Origin of the sequence: Prevotella sp. tc2-28, from assembly GCF_900107705.1 — a bacterium.
Taxonomy (GTDB): Bacteria; Bacteroidota; Bacteroidia; order Bacteroidales; family Bacteroidaceae; genus Prevotella.
Genome location: NZ_FNRE01000009.1, coordinates 70,962 through 86,989, shown reverse-complemented (window position 1 = coordinate 86,989; position 16,028 = coordinate 70,962). Strand labels below are relative to the sequence as shown.

The 16,028-nt window shown below is 47.3% G+C and carries 15 protein-coding genes and 1 pseudogene; 3 read left to right on the top strand and 13 right to left on the bottom strand.

Annotation, left to right across the window (positions count from 1 at the left end):
• Positions 1-18 precede the first annotated feature (18 nt).
• The 5 genes from BLU47_RS09225 to BLU47_RS09205 form a co-directional block, all read right to left on the bottom strand.
• Positions 19-567, bottom strand: a complete 549-nt coding sequence (locus BLU47_RS09225; RefSeq protein ID WP_091961574.1) for a hypothetical protein — start codon at positions 565-567, stop codon at positions 19-21.
• Between the two features lie 12 nt (positions 568-579).
• Complete coding sequence (locus tag BLU47_RS09220; RefSeq protein WP_091961571.1) at positions 580-1,086, bottom strand: GNAT family N-acetyltransferase; 507 nt, start codon at positions 1,084-1,086, stop codon at positions 580-582.
• Between the two features lie 134 nt (positions 1,087-1,220).
• Positions 1,221-1,532 carry a hypothetical protein gene (locus BLU47_RS09215; protein WP_091961567.1) on the bottom strand — a complete coding sequence of 104 codons (312 nt, stop codon included), beginning with the start codon at positions 1,530-1,532 and terminating at the stop codon, positions 1,221-1,223.
• Between the two features lie 15 nt (positions 1,533-1,547).
• Positions 1,548-2,042 (bottom strand): hypothetical protein, encoded by a 495-nt coding sequence (locus BLU47_RS09210; protein ID WP_255402138.1) that lies wholly within the window; start codon positions 2,040-2,042, stop codon positions 1,548-1,550.
• Positions 2,043-2,279: 237 nt separating this feature from the next.
• On the bottom strand, positions 2,280-2,840 hold the full coding sequence (locus BLU47_RS09205; protein WP_091961562.1) for a hypothetical protein: 561 nt from the start codon (positions 2,838-2,840) through the stop codon (positions 2,280-2,282).
• A gap of 1,188 nt (positions 2,841-4,028) precedes the next feature.
• On the opposite strand from BLU47_RS09205, the gene BLU47_RS09200 reads away from it, so the two are divergent.
• The gene (locus tag BLU47_RS09200; RefSeq protein WP_176780523.1) at positions 4,029-4,343 is read left to right on the top strand and encodes a hypothetical protein; all 315 of its coding nucleotides are present in this window, start codon (positions 4,029-4,031) and stop codon (positions 4,341-4,343) included.
• Positions 4,336-5,523: a GH3 family acyl-acid amido synthetase gene (locus BLU47_RS09195; RefSeq protein ID WP_091961558.1), complete on the top strand. Its 1,188-nt coding sequence runs from the start codon at positions 4,336-4,338 to the stop codon at positions 5,521-5,523. Before BLU47_RS09200 ends, BLU47_RS09195 begins: the two co-directional genes overlap by 8 nt.
• A gap of 165 nt (positions 5,524-5,688) precedes the next feature.
• On the opposite strand, the gene BLU47_RS09190 is transcribed toward BLU47_RS09195, so the two are convergent.
• Positions 5,689-5,910: an LD-carboxypeptidase gene (locus BLU47_RS09190; protein WP_091961555.1), complete on the bottom strand. Its 222-nt coding sequence runs from the start codon at positions 5,908-5,910 to the stop codon at positions 5,689-5,691.
• 276 nt (positions 5,911-6,186) lie between these two features.
• On the opposite strand from BLU47_RS09190, the pseudogene BLU47_RS15170 reads away from it, so the two are divergent.
• Positions 6,187-6,291, top strand: a pseudogene (locus BLU47_RS15170) (GatB/YqeY domain-containing protein); the annotation flags it as partial.
• A 150-nt stretch (positions 6,292-6,441) separates the two neighbouring features.
• On the opposite strand, the gene BLU47_RS09180 reads toward BLU47_RS15170, so the two are convergent.
• The 7 genes from BLU47_RS09180 to BLU47_RS15165 form a co-directional block, all read right to left on the bottom strand.
• A complete protein-coding gene (locus tag BLU47_RS09180; protein WP_091961553.1) occupies positions 6,442-8,469 on the bottom strand; it encodes a protein-disulfide reductase DsbD family protein in 2,028 nt (675 codons plus the stop codon).
• 6 nt (positions 8,470-8,475) lie between these two features.
• The gene (locus tag BLU47_RS09175) at positions 8,476-11,994 is read right to left on the bottom strand and encodes a hypothetical protein (protein WP_143025521.1); all 3,519 of its coding nucleotides are present in this window, start codon (positions 11,992-11,994) and stop codon (positions 8,476-8,478) included.
• A gap of 29 nt (positions 11,995-12,023) precedes the next feature.
• Positions 12,024-12,650, bottom strand: coding sequence for a hypothetical protein (locus tag BLU47_RS09170; protein WP_143025520.1), 627 nt, complete (start codon positions 12,648-12,650; stop codon positions 12,024-12,026).
• A gap of 22 nt (positions 12,651-12,672) precedes the next feature.
• A complete protein-coding gene (locus BLU47_RS09165; RefSeq protein ID WP_176780522.1) occupies positions 12,673-13,467 on the bottom strand; it encodes an Omp28 family outer membrane lipoprotein in 795 nt (264 codons plus the stop codon).
• Positions 13,468-13,497: 30 nt separating this feature from the next.
• Positions 13,498-15,123, bottom strand: coding sequence for a DUF6029 family protein (locus BLU47_RS09160; RefSeq protein ID WP_091961540.1), 1,626 nt, complete (start codon positions 15,121-15,123; stop codon positions 13,498-13,500).
• On the bottom strand, positions 15,124-15,612 hold the full coding sequence (locus BLU47_RS09155; RefSeq protein ID WP_091961537.1) for a TlpA family protein disulfide reductase: 489 nt from the start codon (positions 15,610-15,612) through the stop codon (positions 15,124-15,126).
• Positions 15,613-15,785: 173 nt separating this feature from the next.
• Positions 15,786-15,917, bottom strand: coding sequence for a hypothetical protein (locus tag BLU47_RS15165; RefSeq protein ID WP_255402137.1), 132 nt, complete (start codon positions 15,915-15,917; stop codon positions 15,786-15,788).
• Positions 15,918-16,028: the final 111 nt, after the last annotated feature.

The following is a 16,028-nucleotide window of genomic DNA, read 5'->3' as shown; positions in this document are numbered from 1 at the left end:
GGCTTGTAATAAATGGAGTTAAAAACTTGGCTCTTGATTGCCGCGAAGGAAGGTAATCCATCCATCCTTGTCTTTGAAGTAAAATCCTTCGAATCGAAGCGTCGTTTCATCGGCGTAGTCGAAGGTGGCGATATTAGAGTAGGCCATGTGTCCACTATTTGCACCTTCATACTGGGCATTTAGAAATAGGCAGTTGCGCTTCTCGCCGCTATTGCCCTCGGGACTCCAGTATCTCAGCTGCCATGTTCCTGTGAACGTGCCGCTCAGTTCCACGTCCTCCCAGTCGGTGTAGCGTTGCTCGCCGTCGATGGTGACGGGCTTGCGGGTTTGCCATTTGCGCATTCCCGTCAGTGTGCCGTCGGCCTGGAATGTGAGGCGCTCGAAGTATCGCTGCGTGTCGCTGATGTTCTCGTAGTGCCATGTGCCGACTATGAGCGGCCCGTACTGTTCGTTCAGCTTCACGGTCTTTTCGTGTGCCTCCGGGTCGGCATATCTTGGTTCGTCGCTGCCGCAAGAGGCGAATGCGAGGGCGGCAATTAGGAGAAAGAGAAGTTTTGTATGTTTCATCTTGCTTATGCTTTATATCGTTTCTTTTGTCAATCCGTAAATAAGCAAGTCATAATCATTCCCATCCTTTATGACGGCATTTGGTATAGCACTTTTATACTTGAAGCCATTCTTCAGTAGCACCCTTATTGAAGCTATGTTTGGTTGAAAGACATTAGCCGTTATCTGTTCAAGTGACAAGACCTTGAATGCAATGGGGCATATCTGTTTGACTGCTTCTGTGCCTATCCCTTTGTTTGAATAGGCATTATGGAGCATATAACCGATTTCTGCATCATCATCTTTCTTCTCAACCGATATGCTGCCTATGGGTTTCCCATCACATACTATAGCCCGATAGATACCAGTAATTGTATCATTTTCGGTAACCATCTTCAACCATTCTTCCGCATCCTTTTCCGTATAAGGATAGGGCAGACGGTCTGAAAGGAAACGCCTGTCAACAGCATTGCACAGGCTTGTCAGTTCCATTGCATCTGCTTGCGTCCAATGTCTTAGTTCCAATTTCAGATGTTTCATTTTACAATAATTTTGTCATTCCGAGCCACAAAGTTACAGAAAGTCCCACGAAAAAGCCCCCGACAAGACCAAAAAAGTGTCTGCCGAGGTGAAAGTCTGAACAAATGTTCAGGGGTTTTGTAACATTTCGGGGGTTACATCTGATACACGCGGCTCATGCCGTCGGGTTCCATCGGGGCGATGGGTTGGCGAAGCAGGACAAGATAGAAGCGGGGAAAGGTCTCGACTGGCGGATGGTCGGCAATGTAGCGGTCTATCTTCTGTCGGGCCTCGGTGCAGAGTACATCATCTTGACATGGCACGAGGCAGTCCTCATCCACAAAGGCGATGTGCCAAAAGGCCATATAGCCGATAACGTAATGCTCTACGGCTGCGGCCTTATCCTCCTCGATGCTGGGGATGCAGGACGAAAGGGGCTGGTGGGGATTCTCACAAATGCCCACCACAGCCCAAGAGAGATTTCAGTTGAGTTTTGCTATGCTATGAGTCTTATAATACCAGTATGTAAGAATTGATAACGACATCAGCACACCAATGTAGATGCAATTCCTCGTGGAGACTTCTTCGCGGACGTTTGCAGCGACGTAAGCAAGTACGGAAAAGAAGAATACACATGATAGCATCTTGGCAATCTTAGAAAAATACTCGTCCCTGAATGCTTTGTTAAGAAGTTCGTCGCTGACGGATGGGTACTGATTGCGACACGCTTCTTTCTTTTGCTCGTAGTCGCGGCTATAATGCCGACCGATGGCAAACCAAATGAGTGCCCACACCACGAAGAAGGCCAGCGAAATGAGTCCGCCAGTCTCCTTGTCTAACAGTCCTTTCAGTGGAGCGTCCTGCACATAGGAATATGTGCCATACAACACAATCAAGAACAGAATCCAACACATCATAGAGACAAGCCCGTTCTTCGTATGCTTGTCCATGTTTCTTAAAAGTTTCATTGTTTTCATATTGCTTACACTTTTATTTAAGATAAAACTACTATGTCTGAAAGTTTTCTGATGCAAATTTACGACAAAATGCAGAACTCTCCAAAGAATTTGATTCTCAATGATTCTCAATAGTTCGCAAATGTCTTGCTGGTTTGCAAAAGTATGCAAACTGCCAAATAAATCTACTACCCAAATGGGTAATTCTGCATCGCTGGGATGTTTCTCCAGAGTTTCATTGTTTTCATTATCTTATTGCTATCTTTTCCATTTTACATCAAAATGCCCATCGGTTATAATGCAGTGCCTTGTCGTGCCATCCAAGAATTCGGCATCGCCCTCGAACTCGAATGTGCCAGACAGGACTTCGCCTGGCTTGCAGGAACGGATGCTAACGCGCGATTTGATGATGTCGAGGTTTCGGTTATGATAATGAGTGACATTACCCTCCTGAACCGCCCCGGCATGGTATGTCAGCCCGATGTCTGCCACGTTATCCAAGACTGCACCCGCTGTAAGTTTACTAATGGGCATGTCGATAGTTATAACTTCCGCCCCCATCAATTCTTCGATAGATTCCAGGTGTGCATAGATACGGAGTGTATCATTGCCATATTCTAAGGCTTGCACTGGTTCCGAATAATCGGTGAAAGGCAGAATTGGTTGCCAAGCATATTCCACTTTCTTCCCGTTCAGTAGGAAACCAAAGGTATTCTTGCCAGAATCAGTTTCCACAAACGGGTCGTCCTTGTCGCAAGAGGCGAGGGAGAATGCTGCGAGCAAGGCAAATGTAATTCTCCAGAGTTTCATTGTTCTCATTTCGATAATTGTTTGTTGTTAATGTTTCTGTCTATATAAACGCCGTGAAGCGGGAAATCCTGCATCGTAGGGCGTTAAATGTTCTTAACCGCAGGGCATAAAGAAAGCGTGAACAACCCATATCTTTCCCTCGTGGCTGTAGGAAGTGCCAAAATAGTCAGATAAGTTTCGCCCACGCTATAACGTGAACGCTCACCTTATCTATTCTCTGACTATTATTCCTTGAAACTTCCTACATTTCGAGGTCATTGAATGAGATAGCGAACGCCATTTCTCTTGCCCACAATGTCTTTGGGTATCGCACTAATGCGAAATCCAGCGACAAAGGTACTACAAATAATTGAAAAATGATAAAAGCATCCCCCACCTTTTATATATTTTATACATAAGAGGCTCGTTTTCATTCGTTTTTGGAGCCGAAACAAAGTTTTTAATTAAAATCTTGCATTAATTCAAAAGGAATTTGTATCTTTGCACACAGATAATAAGTTTGTCGAACTCACCAATGAATCGCCTTTGACCTCCTCAGGCCGTGCGGTTTATTTGGCTAAAAATAGTTAATTATGATGCAAGTAATTGAAAATCAGTATAGAATCGTCGGAAACCAAGTTTTCAACGAGGATGAGTATTAAGAAACAAGCGAAGTAGCATTCAAGTTACTTCGCTTATTTCTTATTTAGTATCATCCAAAGCGCCATTCATTCGAAACATCTCATGTTACTCTCCAGCATATCTCATGCATATCTCCATTCTATCTATATAGTAGCCCCCGCGTAGCGCCTATGCACCTCCTGTTGTTGTCCGCTATATGTTCGGTACTTGCCCGGTACATGTCCGCTTTTATACCGGACATATACCGGACATCTACCGTACAAGTACCGGACATGAATAGGAGATACTGACTTGTTATGTGCTTATTCCATTGGGGCGCTATACTTGATATGTTGGAGATCTTTACTTGATTAATTGGAGATCTTTACTTGATTAATTAGAGATCTTCCTTTGTTTTGGCAGAGACATCATGTACTTATGCCAGGGCTCCACGATGCAAAGTTACGAAATTTACAAAAATAGTTACGGAATATACAAAATGTGCGTACCTAACGTGATTTTTTGTTGCAATTATTGAAAAATTTGGTATCTTTGTAGCTCTCTATAGGCTATATAAATGCAATGGTTGAAAAGAAGATGTATACACTGACTACAGGAGGTGATTATAAACAGTTTTTGGCTGATACACTGAATGGAAAGGTTGACAAACGAGCAATACAACAACTTATTGTCGTGTTGGAGATTGTCATCACGGAGATGAAGGATACAGCCTACCAGTTGGTGCTTAGCATCGACTCTCAAGGAATCCGTATTGATATTTCCCATAGTGGCATCCCTATCAATACAGATTTGTTGAGTATTGTCAGAGATCTTATAGACCGCTCTCATTATAGCCACCCCTCACGTAACCACCATGTGCTAACCATTCGCAAAACTAAATCAAATGACTGACGAAAAAGTAATCAAGATGATTAATGAGGCTCTTTGGGCCGACAGTATGCGTATCCGTAGTAGGATAGATGAGACAACCTTTGCACCTCCCATGCAGACCCAGGAGGATCTGTTGATGCGTTTGCTACGTGATAATTCCCACACGGAGTATGGTGTGAAGTATGACTTTTCTAGCATTCAGTGTGTCAGCGACTATCAGCAACGTGTGCCCGTCTCTACCTATAGCGATTACCTCCCATACATCACTCGTATGATAGAAAAGGACGAGAAAAATCTTTTGACTGCTTACCGCACAGAGCATTTCACGCTTTCGTCCACTCACCATCGTGTACCACTCACAAGGCTAGGTGTCCTCTCTGTTAATGAATATACCCTAGGAACAGCGATTTATACGGCAGAATACAACGGTTTCCTACTCGATGGCTTCGTCCTTAATTTGTTAGACTGCCAGGTAGACACACTGACCAGCGGTGCTTCAACGGGTACGGTCTTCGGTTCTATGATGCGTAGCCGTCAGACTCTTTATGAGAAAATCAGTGTTCCACCCATTGACGTCTTGATGTCGCCTGATGTTATCAAGACCCGCCGCCTTCGCGCACATCATGCCCTAAGCCACGAGAACATTGCTTATGTCCTTTGTAATCGCTATGGAGATTTCGTCGAACTTATACGTTTTATTGAGAAACACTGGCCTGTTTTGTGCGATGAAATCGGGGATTCTGAACGTGCAAGTGTCGTTAAGGAAGTGATGCAGGTACATGCCATAGGTACTCAGCTCGTTACTCAGTTGTGGTCTAAACTGCGCTGCATTATCGTATTCGGAGAACATCGTTTCACTTCTGATACTGAAGTGCTCCGTAACTATTGTGGTACTGATGTTCATCTCATTTTGACAGGTATATGCATCCCTGAGGGTGTCGTCTCCACCACTCTTCATATTGACGATGCAGAGTCAGTCTTGCTGCCCGATAGTATGTTTTATGAATTCCGCCATTTGAGCGACAAAAGTTACCGCCATCTGCTTACTATTGATCAAATCAAGGCAGGACAAGACTATGAGCTCGTTATCACCAATCTTTCTGGTTTCTATCGGTATAGGACAGGTATGAATGTTCGTGTCGTGGGACGTTATCATGAATGTCCCACAGTAGAGCTGATAGATTTCGATGGAATGGGATAAAATGAATTAAAAATTCTCTATTTTATCGGAAAAGAGGTGTCGTAATCTCCTTCGTGTGTATGGGCTTGGCATTTCCCTCCATATCAAAGGTGAGCACCGTTTCTTCTGCATTGACGTCTAGATGTGCAAAGGCACCTTCAATGATGGGTAGGAAACTGTTGCTACCTAAAGCAGGTCGGCTGCCCGCTGGTCAGCCGTCCCTGCATAAGCATTGACATTCAGGTCTTTGGTATGCGGTCCTATCACAGGCACCAATCCCCATGACCTGATGACATTTGCTGCCATTTGGATTGCATTTTGTGGTATCCAATAGGCGGGTGACACAATGGCCACTTTGTCGCCCGCTTTCAAATAAGCGGGCTCAACAATCTTTCTACCTTGCTGCATTTATTATAAATGATACAGTGTAAACACATCACAAGGTACATAATTTTTTCATATTGACTTCCAAAATAATGCTTTCGGACTCACATTTTGTAAATTTCGTATCTCTTTTGTCAATTTTGCAACCATTTTTGCGAATTTTGCTAATGTTTGGCAAATTTGTAGATACAATAAACGAACTCGATTTGGAAGAGAAAGAAGATCCGGCATTCAGTACAACGGACGTCTCTGGAACAGCCCTCGACGTGTCGGCAGGCTTGTATTATTCACACCGCAATTGGAGCCACAAGCATGAGGGAGATGGGAAAGGTAATGGGCACAGCCCGCAAGCAGTTGGCAGGAAAGGCTGATGGCCGAGTCATCTCTGAAATTGTAAAGAACCTAAGTATGTGTATTAAACTTCAACGAGGTGTGCAAATTATTATTTTTTTGCACACCTCGTTTTTTGTGTATAAAAAGCCGTTTTTAGTGGCACAATAATGGCACAAATGCTCAATATTTGAACAGGGTTTGTCCGTATTGCCTTTGCAAACACTATTTTGTATGCAAGGCACTATAGCGCTGGAGGCCCTGTTGCAGGAAGTCCAGGTATGCCTGAACATCCTCATTGTAGGCACGGCTGGGACACAGGGGATGCCCCTCATTGTCGAGCAGCACATAGAACGGCTGGGCATTTGCCCCGAACTTATGGCTCTGCAGATAGCTCCACTTGGCACCAACGGTACGAAGCGTCTTCTGATTGCCCTGTGCATCGGTAACCTCCATCGGCTCAGCCAGCGGAGTCTTGTCATCGACATAGAGTGAAATCAAGACATAGTCCTTCGTCAACTTGTCAGTCACCTGGGGGTCTGTCCAGACGGCAGCCTCCATCTTGCGGCAGTTCACACAGCCGAAGCCCGTAAAGTCAACCATCACAGGCTTACCTTCCTGACGAGCAGCGGCCATTCCCAGGTCATAGTCTGTGAAGCGGGCCTCAACCACCTTGGTATTGAGGTTGAAGTCTTGAGTACTTATGGGTGGAGCAAAGGCACTGACAGCCTTGCAGGGCGCACCCCACAATCCCGGCACCATGTAGACAGCAAAAGCAAGTGATGCCAAGCCTCCCATGATGCAAAGGACGGGCATGGGCTTATGGAGTTCTCCTCCCACCTCGTCGGTCTGGAACTTGAGCCAGCCACAGAGGTAGGCACCCAACAGGGCGAAGATGACAATCCAGAGTGAGAGGAACACCTCGCGGTCCAGTATATGCCAGCCATAGGCCAAGTCGGCTACAGAGAGGAATTTCAGCGCAAAGGCCAGTTCCACGAAGCCCAAGACCACCTTCAGCGTGTTCATCCATGACCCCGACTTGGGAGCTTGTTTCAACCAGGAGGGGAAAAGTGCAAACAATGTAAAGGGCAGAGTCAGAGCCAAGGCAAAGCCAAACATGCCGACGGCGGGAGCCACCCAATTGCCGCTGGTGGTAGTCTCCACGAGCAGCAGTCCGATGATGGGTGCTGTGCAGGAGAAGGAAACCAGCACGAGGGTGAATGCCATGAGGAAGATGCTGACCAGTCCGCTGGTAGCCGATGCCTTGGTATCGACAGAATTAGCCCACGAGTCGGGCAGTTTGATTTCAAACCAGCCGAAAAACGATAGGGCAAAGACAACCAGCAGCAGGAACAGGAACACGTTAAAGACGGCATTGGTAGACATGGCATTGAGGGCATCGGAGCCAAAGAATGCCGTCACCAGCAGACCTAGCCCCAGATAGATGACAATGATACTCAGACCATAGGTCAGTGCATCGCGAATGCCCTTGCCCTTGTCATTCTTAGATCGTTTCAGGAAGAACGAGACGGTCATGGGTATGATGGGCCAGATGCAAGGCATACATACCGCCAAGAGACCTCCGACAAAACCCATCAGCAGGATATATAATAAGGAGTGACCTGCCAAGTCGTCTGCCCCACCCTCGCTGCGCAACTCATCGACGACGGACTGCCAGAGAGGTGCATTGGAGGAGGGAGAAATGTCTGCAAGTGTAGAGTCAGCAGAAGTAGAGTCTATAGGAGCTGTTTCCGAGGCAGAAGTTGTCTCCTTCTTCTCCTCACCGTCCGCTGGGAGGACCTGCGCTTTACCGCTCTGCTTAAAGTCTACCTGGGTGGGTGGCATACACATCTCGTCGTTACAGGCACCATACTCCAAGTAGCATTCAATGGTGTATTGCGGCTTGGTGAAACGTACCTGCTGTACAAACTCTGCCTTGTGCTCGAAGAAGCGCAGTTCCATGTCGAACATCTTGTCGAACTGCTTCACCACATGGCCGCGAGGTTTCAGCTTGCCCACCATTTCCACACCATCCATCTTGACAGCAGTAAAGGTGGCCGACACGGGGCCATCGTTGCCCAAATCGGTGGAATAGACATGCCAGCCGTTGTCGATGGTGGCCGAGAAGACAATCTCACCTTTATTGCCCTCCAACGTCTTTAGTTGTGAGGAAAAGTGTACGGGGTCCATCATCTGGCCCCGCACACTTATAGAGAAGATAACAGCCAACAGGCTGACAAATATTCTGTTCATTACAAATTACTTGAAGACAACTTTGCGAGTGACAGTTTCGCCATTCTTCAACTGCTGAGACTGGATATAAACACCGTTAGAGGGCAGAAGAACCTTGCGGCCAGAGAGGTCGAAGTACTCAGTCTTCACCACACGGTCGGCAGCAGCGTTCAGGTCGCGAATGCCTGTGCCGATATCTGTCACCTTACACTTGTTGGCATTGAATACCTCATTCCAGCTAACCAGCATGGCAACCACTTTGACCTTGTTCTTATCCTGAATGGCAGGCAGACCTTCAGTATTGACAATGTCTGAAACATTGAACGAGAACTCATGGGTATAGGGAGTACCCTTTACAATGGTCTCAGGCAGACTGCCCTCAACACCTTCGTAAGCAGAAGAAGCCACCAAAACGTCGTTGAACACGAGGCCAGTGACGTGGGATTCACCATTGGTGAACTTATCCATATACTGCGGGAAGCCCATCGAGCCTTCGCTGTAATAGTTAGACTGAGCCCAGCCGTCGCTGATTCCTGTCAGTCCGTCGGCCACAACAGCATAGCTGATGGCATAGTTGGCATACTCTTCGCTACGGGCGAATGTAGTGGTTGACTTGATATTGATGGTCTTCTTATCCTCAGACCATGAAGCCTCCACGTCAATATCAGCTACACCAAACTCTTCACTGCGCAGGAGCCATGCCTTGTCGATGCCGAAGGCGTCCTTTTCCAGACCATAATAGGGGTCAACTTCCCACTGACGGTCAAGATAAGCTGTTGGGAATGCTGGGTCGTAGGTGGGGAAGTCAGTTGTCACCTCCATGGGGTCATCACTATGATAAGCCATAGCCACGAAATCCTCAGGATAGAGTTCGTTCATCTTCTCCAAGCCGACGAAGCCACGCGGGCAGTAGCCACACCAGGTGCCGGTATACTCTTCCATCAATGGGCGCTTCTTGGGCACGAAATTCATCACGAAGACATTGCACTGGCCTTTGTTGTCCTCGATGGCATTAACCTTGTCATTAGCCTTGGTCACATCAGCATAGAAAACGTAGTCGTAAATCTTCTCGGCAGCAGGGATGTCCACAATGGCTGTTCCATAGCCGCCAAACACTCTCGGTATGTTGAGACCAGTAATCTCGCTCTTGCCTGACAGGGTAATCGGCTGGTCAGATGCTTCGTCGTAGCCCAACATCTCATAGTCATAGGCAATGCTCTTCAGACCATTATAGCCGTAGTTGACAATGCGGGCAGAAGACTTGCCAGCGGAACCGGCCTTCAGGAATACATCCTTTATCACGCTCACATCGGCAGCGTCAGCATCGCCACCTGCCAGGATGGCTTCAATACCCAGGTCGCCTTCTGCACCTGTCATGTCAGCCCACCCCAGACGGTAGACCTTGTCACTATGAATCATAAAGCCACCCGTGTTGGTATTGCCAGTCAGTGCAATAGGCTGGGCTGCCTCGTCAGTGTAGGCCTGCGTAAAGCTGTAGCCAATATATACGCCATCCTCAGGAATCTCATAAGGCTCATCAAACCTGACCGTGGTGAAGCCGTTGTCATGCAACGTGAGTGTCTTGGAAGGACCGTTAGGTGTGAACTTGCCGTCAGCACCCAGCTCGATAGAGGTTGACAGCCATACCTTGACATTGCTGATGCCATCGATGCTGATGAAAGGAACGCTGACACCCATGATCTTCTTTCCGGCTAGTTTGGCAGGATCCCACCCGTCTGCAATCTTCATGGCGACATCATAGTTCTCGGTAGCTTCACGGCCCGAACCGAAGGCGTAAGCCACCTCACCCAGGTTGAGGGCCATTTCACCCGTGGCCAACTCGCTGTTTACAACAGGATTCTCCACCTGGGGGAACAGACTCTCATAGCCTACTGCACCATTGTTTTTCCAGTACCATGTAATCTCGGAAGCGTGCTCTTCGCCACCGCCCTTATAGATGACCTGGAAGCCAATGTTCTTGGCCAGGTTGAAATAAATAGCAAGCTCATGTGACTCACCTGAGCACCAGAAATCACCATCATTGTAACTGAAAGGAATCTCTGTTACAGGACCATTCAGCGAAGCGTACTCTTCAGGGGTAAAGGTAAAGACGGAGTGGTTTTCATCGTCGCCTACATATACCTTATAATATAGCTTGTCCGTATCAAGATAGTTGCCCGAAGCATCGAACTTGGAAATAGAGAAGTCCACATATCCGTAGCCGTAAGAGGGCATGTAGTTGTAACCACTGATGGAGAGTTCGTCAACAGGCTGCGGAGTGGCAGCAGTTTCTACGAACGGGAAGATTTCCGGGTCTTCATAGAGGCTCAAATAATAAAGCTGGCCCTTGCCTCCATTTGCATAGATGTAAAGTTTAGAGTTGCTCAGCTTGTTGGTAGCGGGATCATAGTCGAATACTACATTCTCCGGGAAGTTATCATCCGCATCTCCTGCGAGGAAGTATGCCTGTTGCCCGTAAGAGCGGTCAGGGCCTAAATACTGGCGATTGGCAAAGGTAGCCTTGTTGCCAGAGATAGTACCCTTAATCCAGCTGTCGATGGATGTATAGTACTGCAAGTAGATATCGCTGCCGCTGACAGCTATCTTTACCTTCTGGGCATCTACAACAGGTGAAAGGGTGGTACCACCGTCTTCCGACTCAAGTTCCTGATAGCCGCTGATGTACTTCATTACCATCGTCTGAGGCTCTACACCTGCAGGCAACTTGGTAATGGCAACATCTGTCATAGGAGTCATGGTGACATTCCAGTTCATGACACTGCTCCAATAGCCACTATCGTCATAAGCACTAATGGTCGTGGCGAGGCTGTTGGGGTTATTAAATTCTGAGGCGGTACGCAGTATGCCGTCCTTCCAAGTAACCTTGATGTCGGTATTCTTGGCAGGAACCATCTCACCCGTTATGGCGTTATACACCGCCTTCATGATAGAATAGGTGTAGAGTTCACCATAGTAGTTCTCGACATAGATAGGCTGCTCATGGATGACATAGGTATCGGCCTCACCGTTCACCTTCTCTGCCTTGACCCAATAGCCTTCTTCTGTTGACATCTCTGTCAGCAGGTTGTGGATGTAGAGGCAACCATCGGTGCCTTCCACCACTTCGCCTAAGGCATCGCTATACTCACCAGCATACTGACCACCTATCCAGCTATAGCCAAAATAGCTGCATGCGTAGGCCATGTTGTGATAAGTGCCAGCGGGCTGGTCAATGATGACACCAGCCGCACGGCGCTGTGCCTTGTTGGCAGCAACGCGCTTGCGGGGCTGCAAGTTAACACCTTTTTCTACCTGCTTGCCAAGCGAAGGCTGCTTTTGCAGAGAAGCCTTAGGCAATTGGTGCTTGAACTTGCTGACAGCATTGTTGTCCAGTTCTGTAACTTTCAGCACCGGTCTTTCCGGAGCCTTTGTCTGGACCGTCTTCGAGACTTTCTTTTCGTTGGTCTGAAGCTTAGCCTTCGACTGAGCCGTTGCACCGACTACAGTCATCAGTGCAGCAACTATAAAAAGCGTAAATCTTTTCATAACTCGTTGTTTTTTTGATATATTAATAATTACTTGCGGATATACTTATGCACACTACCGTCACTGCTACGGACGATGTTCAGTCCGCGCTGAGCAGACATGCTCTGGTGTCCCATCAGGTCAAAATACTGACAACGGCCTTCATACTGGCTGTTCTTCACCTGTTCTATACCGGTTGCGCCAGCATACTTGTACTTAACGGTAACCGTGTACTTGTTCTTGTTCTTGGGGAAAGCACCTTGATAATTCTGTACGGTGTATTCCACGATACACTCGCCGTAGGCTGTGGGCAGCCATTCTGACAAAAGGTCTTTGACTTTACCTTGCTCCAATGCTGCCTTATCGTCGCTACCATGTATACCCACCTTGTCATAACTGTAACAATTGGTGGGGAAGCACAACTGGACAGCACCATTGTCAATGCGGGTAATATTGGCCTTGACGGTTGCCGTGTAGTTAGAGGGGGCATCGACGTTTTTCAAGTAAAGTCCCGACTTAAGCAACACGCTAAAGCCATCGTCCTCGACCTCTGTACGGGTAATGGTTGCCCCGTCTTCAATGACGTTGCCGTCTTTGTCTGCAAAAACATAATACTGTTGGGCAAAAGCCATCGCACCCAACATCAGAAATGATAAAAGTGTAAAAATCTTCTTCATAAGCATCTTGTTTATTTGATTATTATTCTACTTTTGCCTTGATAGCCTGCTCGACACCCTGGTCGTTATATACGAAAGCAACGACGCTGAGGTTTGCCTTATTCCATGAGGGGTCGACAGCAAACTTGTAGGTCTGATCTTTCGCCTTGCCCTCGGCAACTTGCAGGTCTTCACCCCACGTGCCATTGACTACAGCTCGTAACACATGCTGATGAACATACGCAGGATTGGTGGAACCATCGGGCATCTTCTGAGATGCTGTGATGCCATCTTCCAGAACCCACACCTGCACTTTTCCTTGATATCCGCCTCGAAGCGACTGTTCACCGACTTCTATCAGTATTTGATTATCTTGCAGCACCGCAGAAAGGGACATCTCCACATATGAGTCTTTCAGCACTTCCGCTTTCACGGCCGCTATCCAGTTTGTGTAGTTGACAGCCCCATGACGGTTTATCAATCCTACTGGCTGGTACTCTAACTTCCAATGGTTGTAGTACTCATCGCCTAACTCCGTAGCCAGTCCCATGGTTCTGCTATTGCCTTTGAACCCCAAGGGACCGCCATGTATGCCTACTGCTATCAAGTTATCCGGATAGGCTTCTAATAACTGTTCTATCACTTCGCTGCCATTAGGACAATTCACGCACATCTGGCCTGTATAGTCTTCCAGCAGCACTACGCGTTTTGCGGGAGGCTGAGGAACATAAATCAGTTCGTCACTTGAATCTATGTGGTCGCAGGCTGCCAAAAGGGGCAACAGGGAAAAGAGACACAAAGCCCAGATGACTCTCGTCAACTCGTCTACCTTATTCATATATATATGGCTCATCTTTTATGGTTACCATTAGAAGTTGTAATTGTACGTCAATGTCACACCTTTCGTGGCAGGCACATAGCGACAGACACCGCCTGAACAGTTATAGCCTGCACGAGTACGTCCGTAGCCTAACTGGATGCGATGCGACTTGATGTTATATGTGACAAGGCCTTGGTAGTAATGATAGTGGGTGTTTTCGCTATATTGCGCCATATCGCTGTCACCACAGTTCCACATATCGCTGACGGTTACCATCCAGTGTGGAGCCAACGAGAGTTCCAGCAGTCCATATACCCAGTCGCCTTGATCCTGCTTGGTCTGCAGATATTGCAATTCGCAACGCAACTTGGTCTTGGGTGCCAACTGGAACATACCGTCACCGACAAAGATATTGGAATGTACCATGCCACCCTCGCCTTCTATCACGCTTTTATTATAGCGTTGGTTCATATACATGAAATTCAACTTGAAGCCACGGGTAAAGCGGCGCGTCAGCTGAACATTCAAGTCTTGATAATAGGTATCGGTTCCCCACTTGAACCACGCTTTCTGAATGGAACGGACATAAGAGTAGTTGAACTTGACATTCATGCCATATTTACCGCCAATAGCCGTCTTACGCTTGAAATTGTAACCCAGTTCAGCTTGATAGGCCCATTCGCCCGATGCCAGCTGGGTGGCGTATGGGTAGAGGGCTGCCAAAGCATAGGTATGGTCAAGGGTAAAGGCGGGCAAGTGATTGATAAAGGCTGATGTACCCATCATATTCCGTTGACTGCGAAATGACATGTTCTCTGAACGCTTTGCCTGCAACAGCACGCTGAGTCCATGGCGGGAATAAGAACCAGAAAACATGGCGACCTGTCCGGCATCATAGTTAAAAAGATTGTCAAAGGACGGATCCTGCGTCTTTCGGGCATATTCTACCAACACGCCCCATGGGCCATGGTTCAGATTGGCGCGCACATCCCAAGCATTGACATACTTTGGCAGATTGTAACGATGTGTCAAGTCTGCAAAGATCTCTTCATCCTTTTCATATTTGTTCACCCAAGAGGCGCCAAGGGTCAAGCGCGTGTCATGTTGCTGAAGAGCCGGGAACCATTTATCAAGATTAATCTCTGCATCTGCACCCGAGACCAGTCCTCCTTTCCAACTCCAATAACGTCGTTGCTTACCGGAGAGGACTTTCAGTGTAAGGCCATCTATAGGCTTAACCACAAGTCGGCCACCCAGCAGCGAGTTATCAATGCCCAAGGAGCGTTCCTCATAGGTACGCAGGATAAAGCCCGAGCCGAATTGCTCATAAAAGGTTCCTGCCGTCAGTTCTGCACAACCTAACCGCCCTTTTACCCAGAAATTGGGGACACCCCATCCTTTGAAATCATTCTCAAAGCCGGGCAGTGGATGTTCCAAATATTCCAAACGGGCACCGGCATCAACATGCTGGCTCTGCAACAGCAAGTCCACATAGGTATTGGTCAGGAAATCATCCGTCTTTTTAGCCCCTATCTTGTCATCATTTTGGGGTATCAGCATGTCACTCTGAATGCTTCCAGAGAGGGTTAGTCCCTGTTGCTGCGACTGATCTTCCTGAGCAGCAACGGCAAGTGAACAGCTTAAGAATGCTGCATATAGTGAAATTCTCTTCATTTACTTAATCAGTTCACGGACTTTCTCTATCAATTCTGTCTCGGCACCGTCGGTATAGCCATTGTGCTTGTAGACAATGTTACCCTTGCCGTCGACGATGAGCACGTAGGGTATCATTTGGATGCCCAAGGCGCGCTTGAAATCGCTGTTGGGGTCGAGCAGCACCTCATACTCCCAACCATGGTTTTCAACGAGGGGCTTCACCTTGTTAATATTCTGGGCCTGGTCAATGCTGACAGCCACAATCTTGACACCTGTCTCCTTCTGCCAGTCCTCATAGACTTCCGCAATAGCATCCAGTTCCCTGTTGCAAGGCTTGCACCACGTGGCAAAGAAGTCTATGATGAACGGCTTACCATCATTTGACAGCGTGTCAGTGTTTACGCTTTGCCCGTCCATAGTCTTTAAGTTGACAGAGGGCAGTTGGGCATGGACAAAGTTCAAAGAGAAGAGCCATACCATAAGACTGAGTAGTATTATTTTCTTCATACACTTAGTAATTTTTTATCATTTAGGCTGCAAAAGTACAAAAAATGTAACAAATGATAAACGAAATGCATAATTTTTTTGTTGTTTTGTTACTTTTTTCGCATAAAATACCATTTCCATGTTACAATTCAACCCCAAAAGAGGATATTCGTTTGGGTATAGGCACGCGATAATTAGACAGGCATTAGCTCCCTGTAATCCTTAGGAGCCAAGACTTCCAATGCCCAAAGCAGGTCGGCTGCCCGCTTGTCAGCCGTCCCTGCATAAGCATTGACATTCTGGTCTTTGGTATGTGGTCCAATCACGGACACCAATCCTCAGGACCTGATGACATTTGCTGCCATTTGGATAGCATCTTGTGATATCCAATAGGCGGGTGACACAATGGCCACTTTGTCGCCCGCTTTCAAATAAGC

Excerpts from the sequence above, each read along its gene's own strand:
- BLU47_RS09165 (WP_176780522.1), bottom strand. The coding sequence starts at position 13,467 with ATGAATAAGGTAGACGAGTTGACGAGAGTCATCTGGGCTTTGTGTCTC.
- BLU47_RS09200 (WP_176780523.1), top strand. The coding sequence starts at position 4,029 with ATGTATACACTGACTACAGGAGGTGATTATAAACAGTTTTTGGCTGAT.
- BLU47_RS09225 (WP_091961574.1), bottom strand. The coding sequence starts at position 567 with ATGAAACATACAAAACTTCTCTTTCTCCTAATTGCCGCCCTCGCATTC.
- BLU47_RS09210 (WP_255402138.1), bottom strand. The coding sequence starts at position 2,042 with ATGAAAACAATGAAACTTTTAAGAAACATGGACAAGCATACGAAGAAC.
- BLU47_RS09180 (WP_091961553.1), bottom strand. The coding sequence starts at position 8,469 with ATGAACAGAATATTTGTCAGCCTGTTGGCTGTTATCTTCTCTATAAGT.
- BLU47_RS09175 (WP_143025521.1), bottom strand. The coding sequence starts at position 11,994 with ATGAAAAGATTTACGCTTTTTATAGTTGCTGCACTGATGACTGTAGTC.
- BLU47_RS09155 (WP_091961537.1), bottom strand. The coding sequence starts at position 15,612 with ATGAAGAAAATAATACTACTCAGTCTTATGGTATGGCTCTTCTCTTTG.
- BLU47_RS09195 (WP_091961558.1), top strand. The coding sequence starts at position 4,336 with ATGACTGACGAAAAAGTAATCAAGATGATTAATGAGGCTCTTTGGGCC.
- BLU47_RS09205 (WP_091961562.1), bottom strand. The coding sequence starts at position 2,840 with ATGAGAACAATGAAACTCTGGAGAATTACATTTGCCTTGCTCGCAGCA.
- BLU47_RS09220 (WP_091961571.1), bottom strand. The coding sequence starts at position 1,086 with ATGAAACATCTGAAATTGGAACTAAGACATTGGACGCAAGCAGATGCA.
- BLU47_RS09190 (WP_091961555.1), bottom strand. The coding sequence starts at position 5,910 with ATGCAGCAAGGTAGAAAGATTGTTGAGCCCGCTTATTTGAAAGCGGGC.
- BLU47_RS09170 (WP_143025520.1), bottom strand. The coding sequence starts at position 12,650 with ATGAAGAAGATTTTTACACTTTTATCATTTCTGATGTTGGGTGCGATG.
- BLU47_RS09160 (WP_091961540.1), bottom strand. The coding sequence starts at position 15,123 with ATGAAGAGAATTTCACTATATGCAGCATTCTTAAGCTGTTCACTTGCC.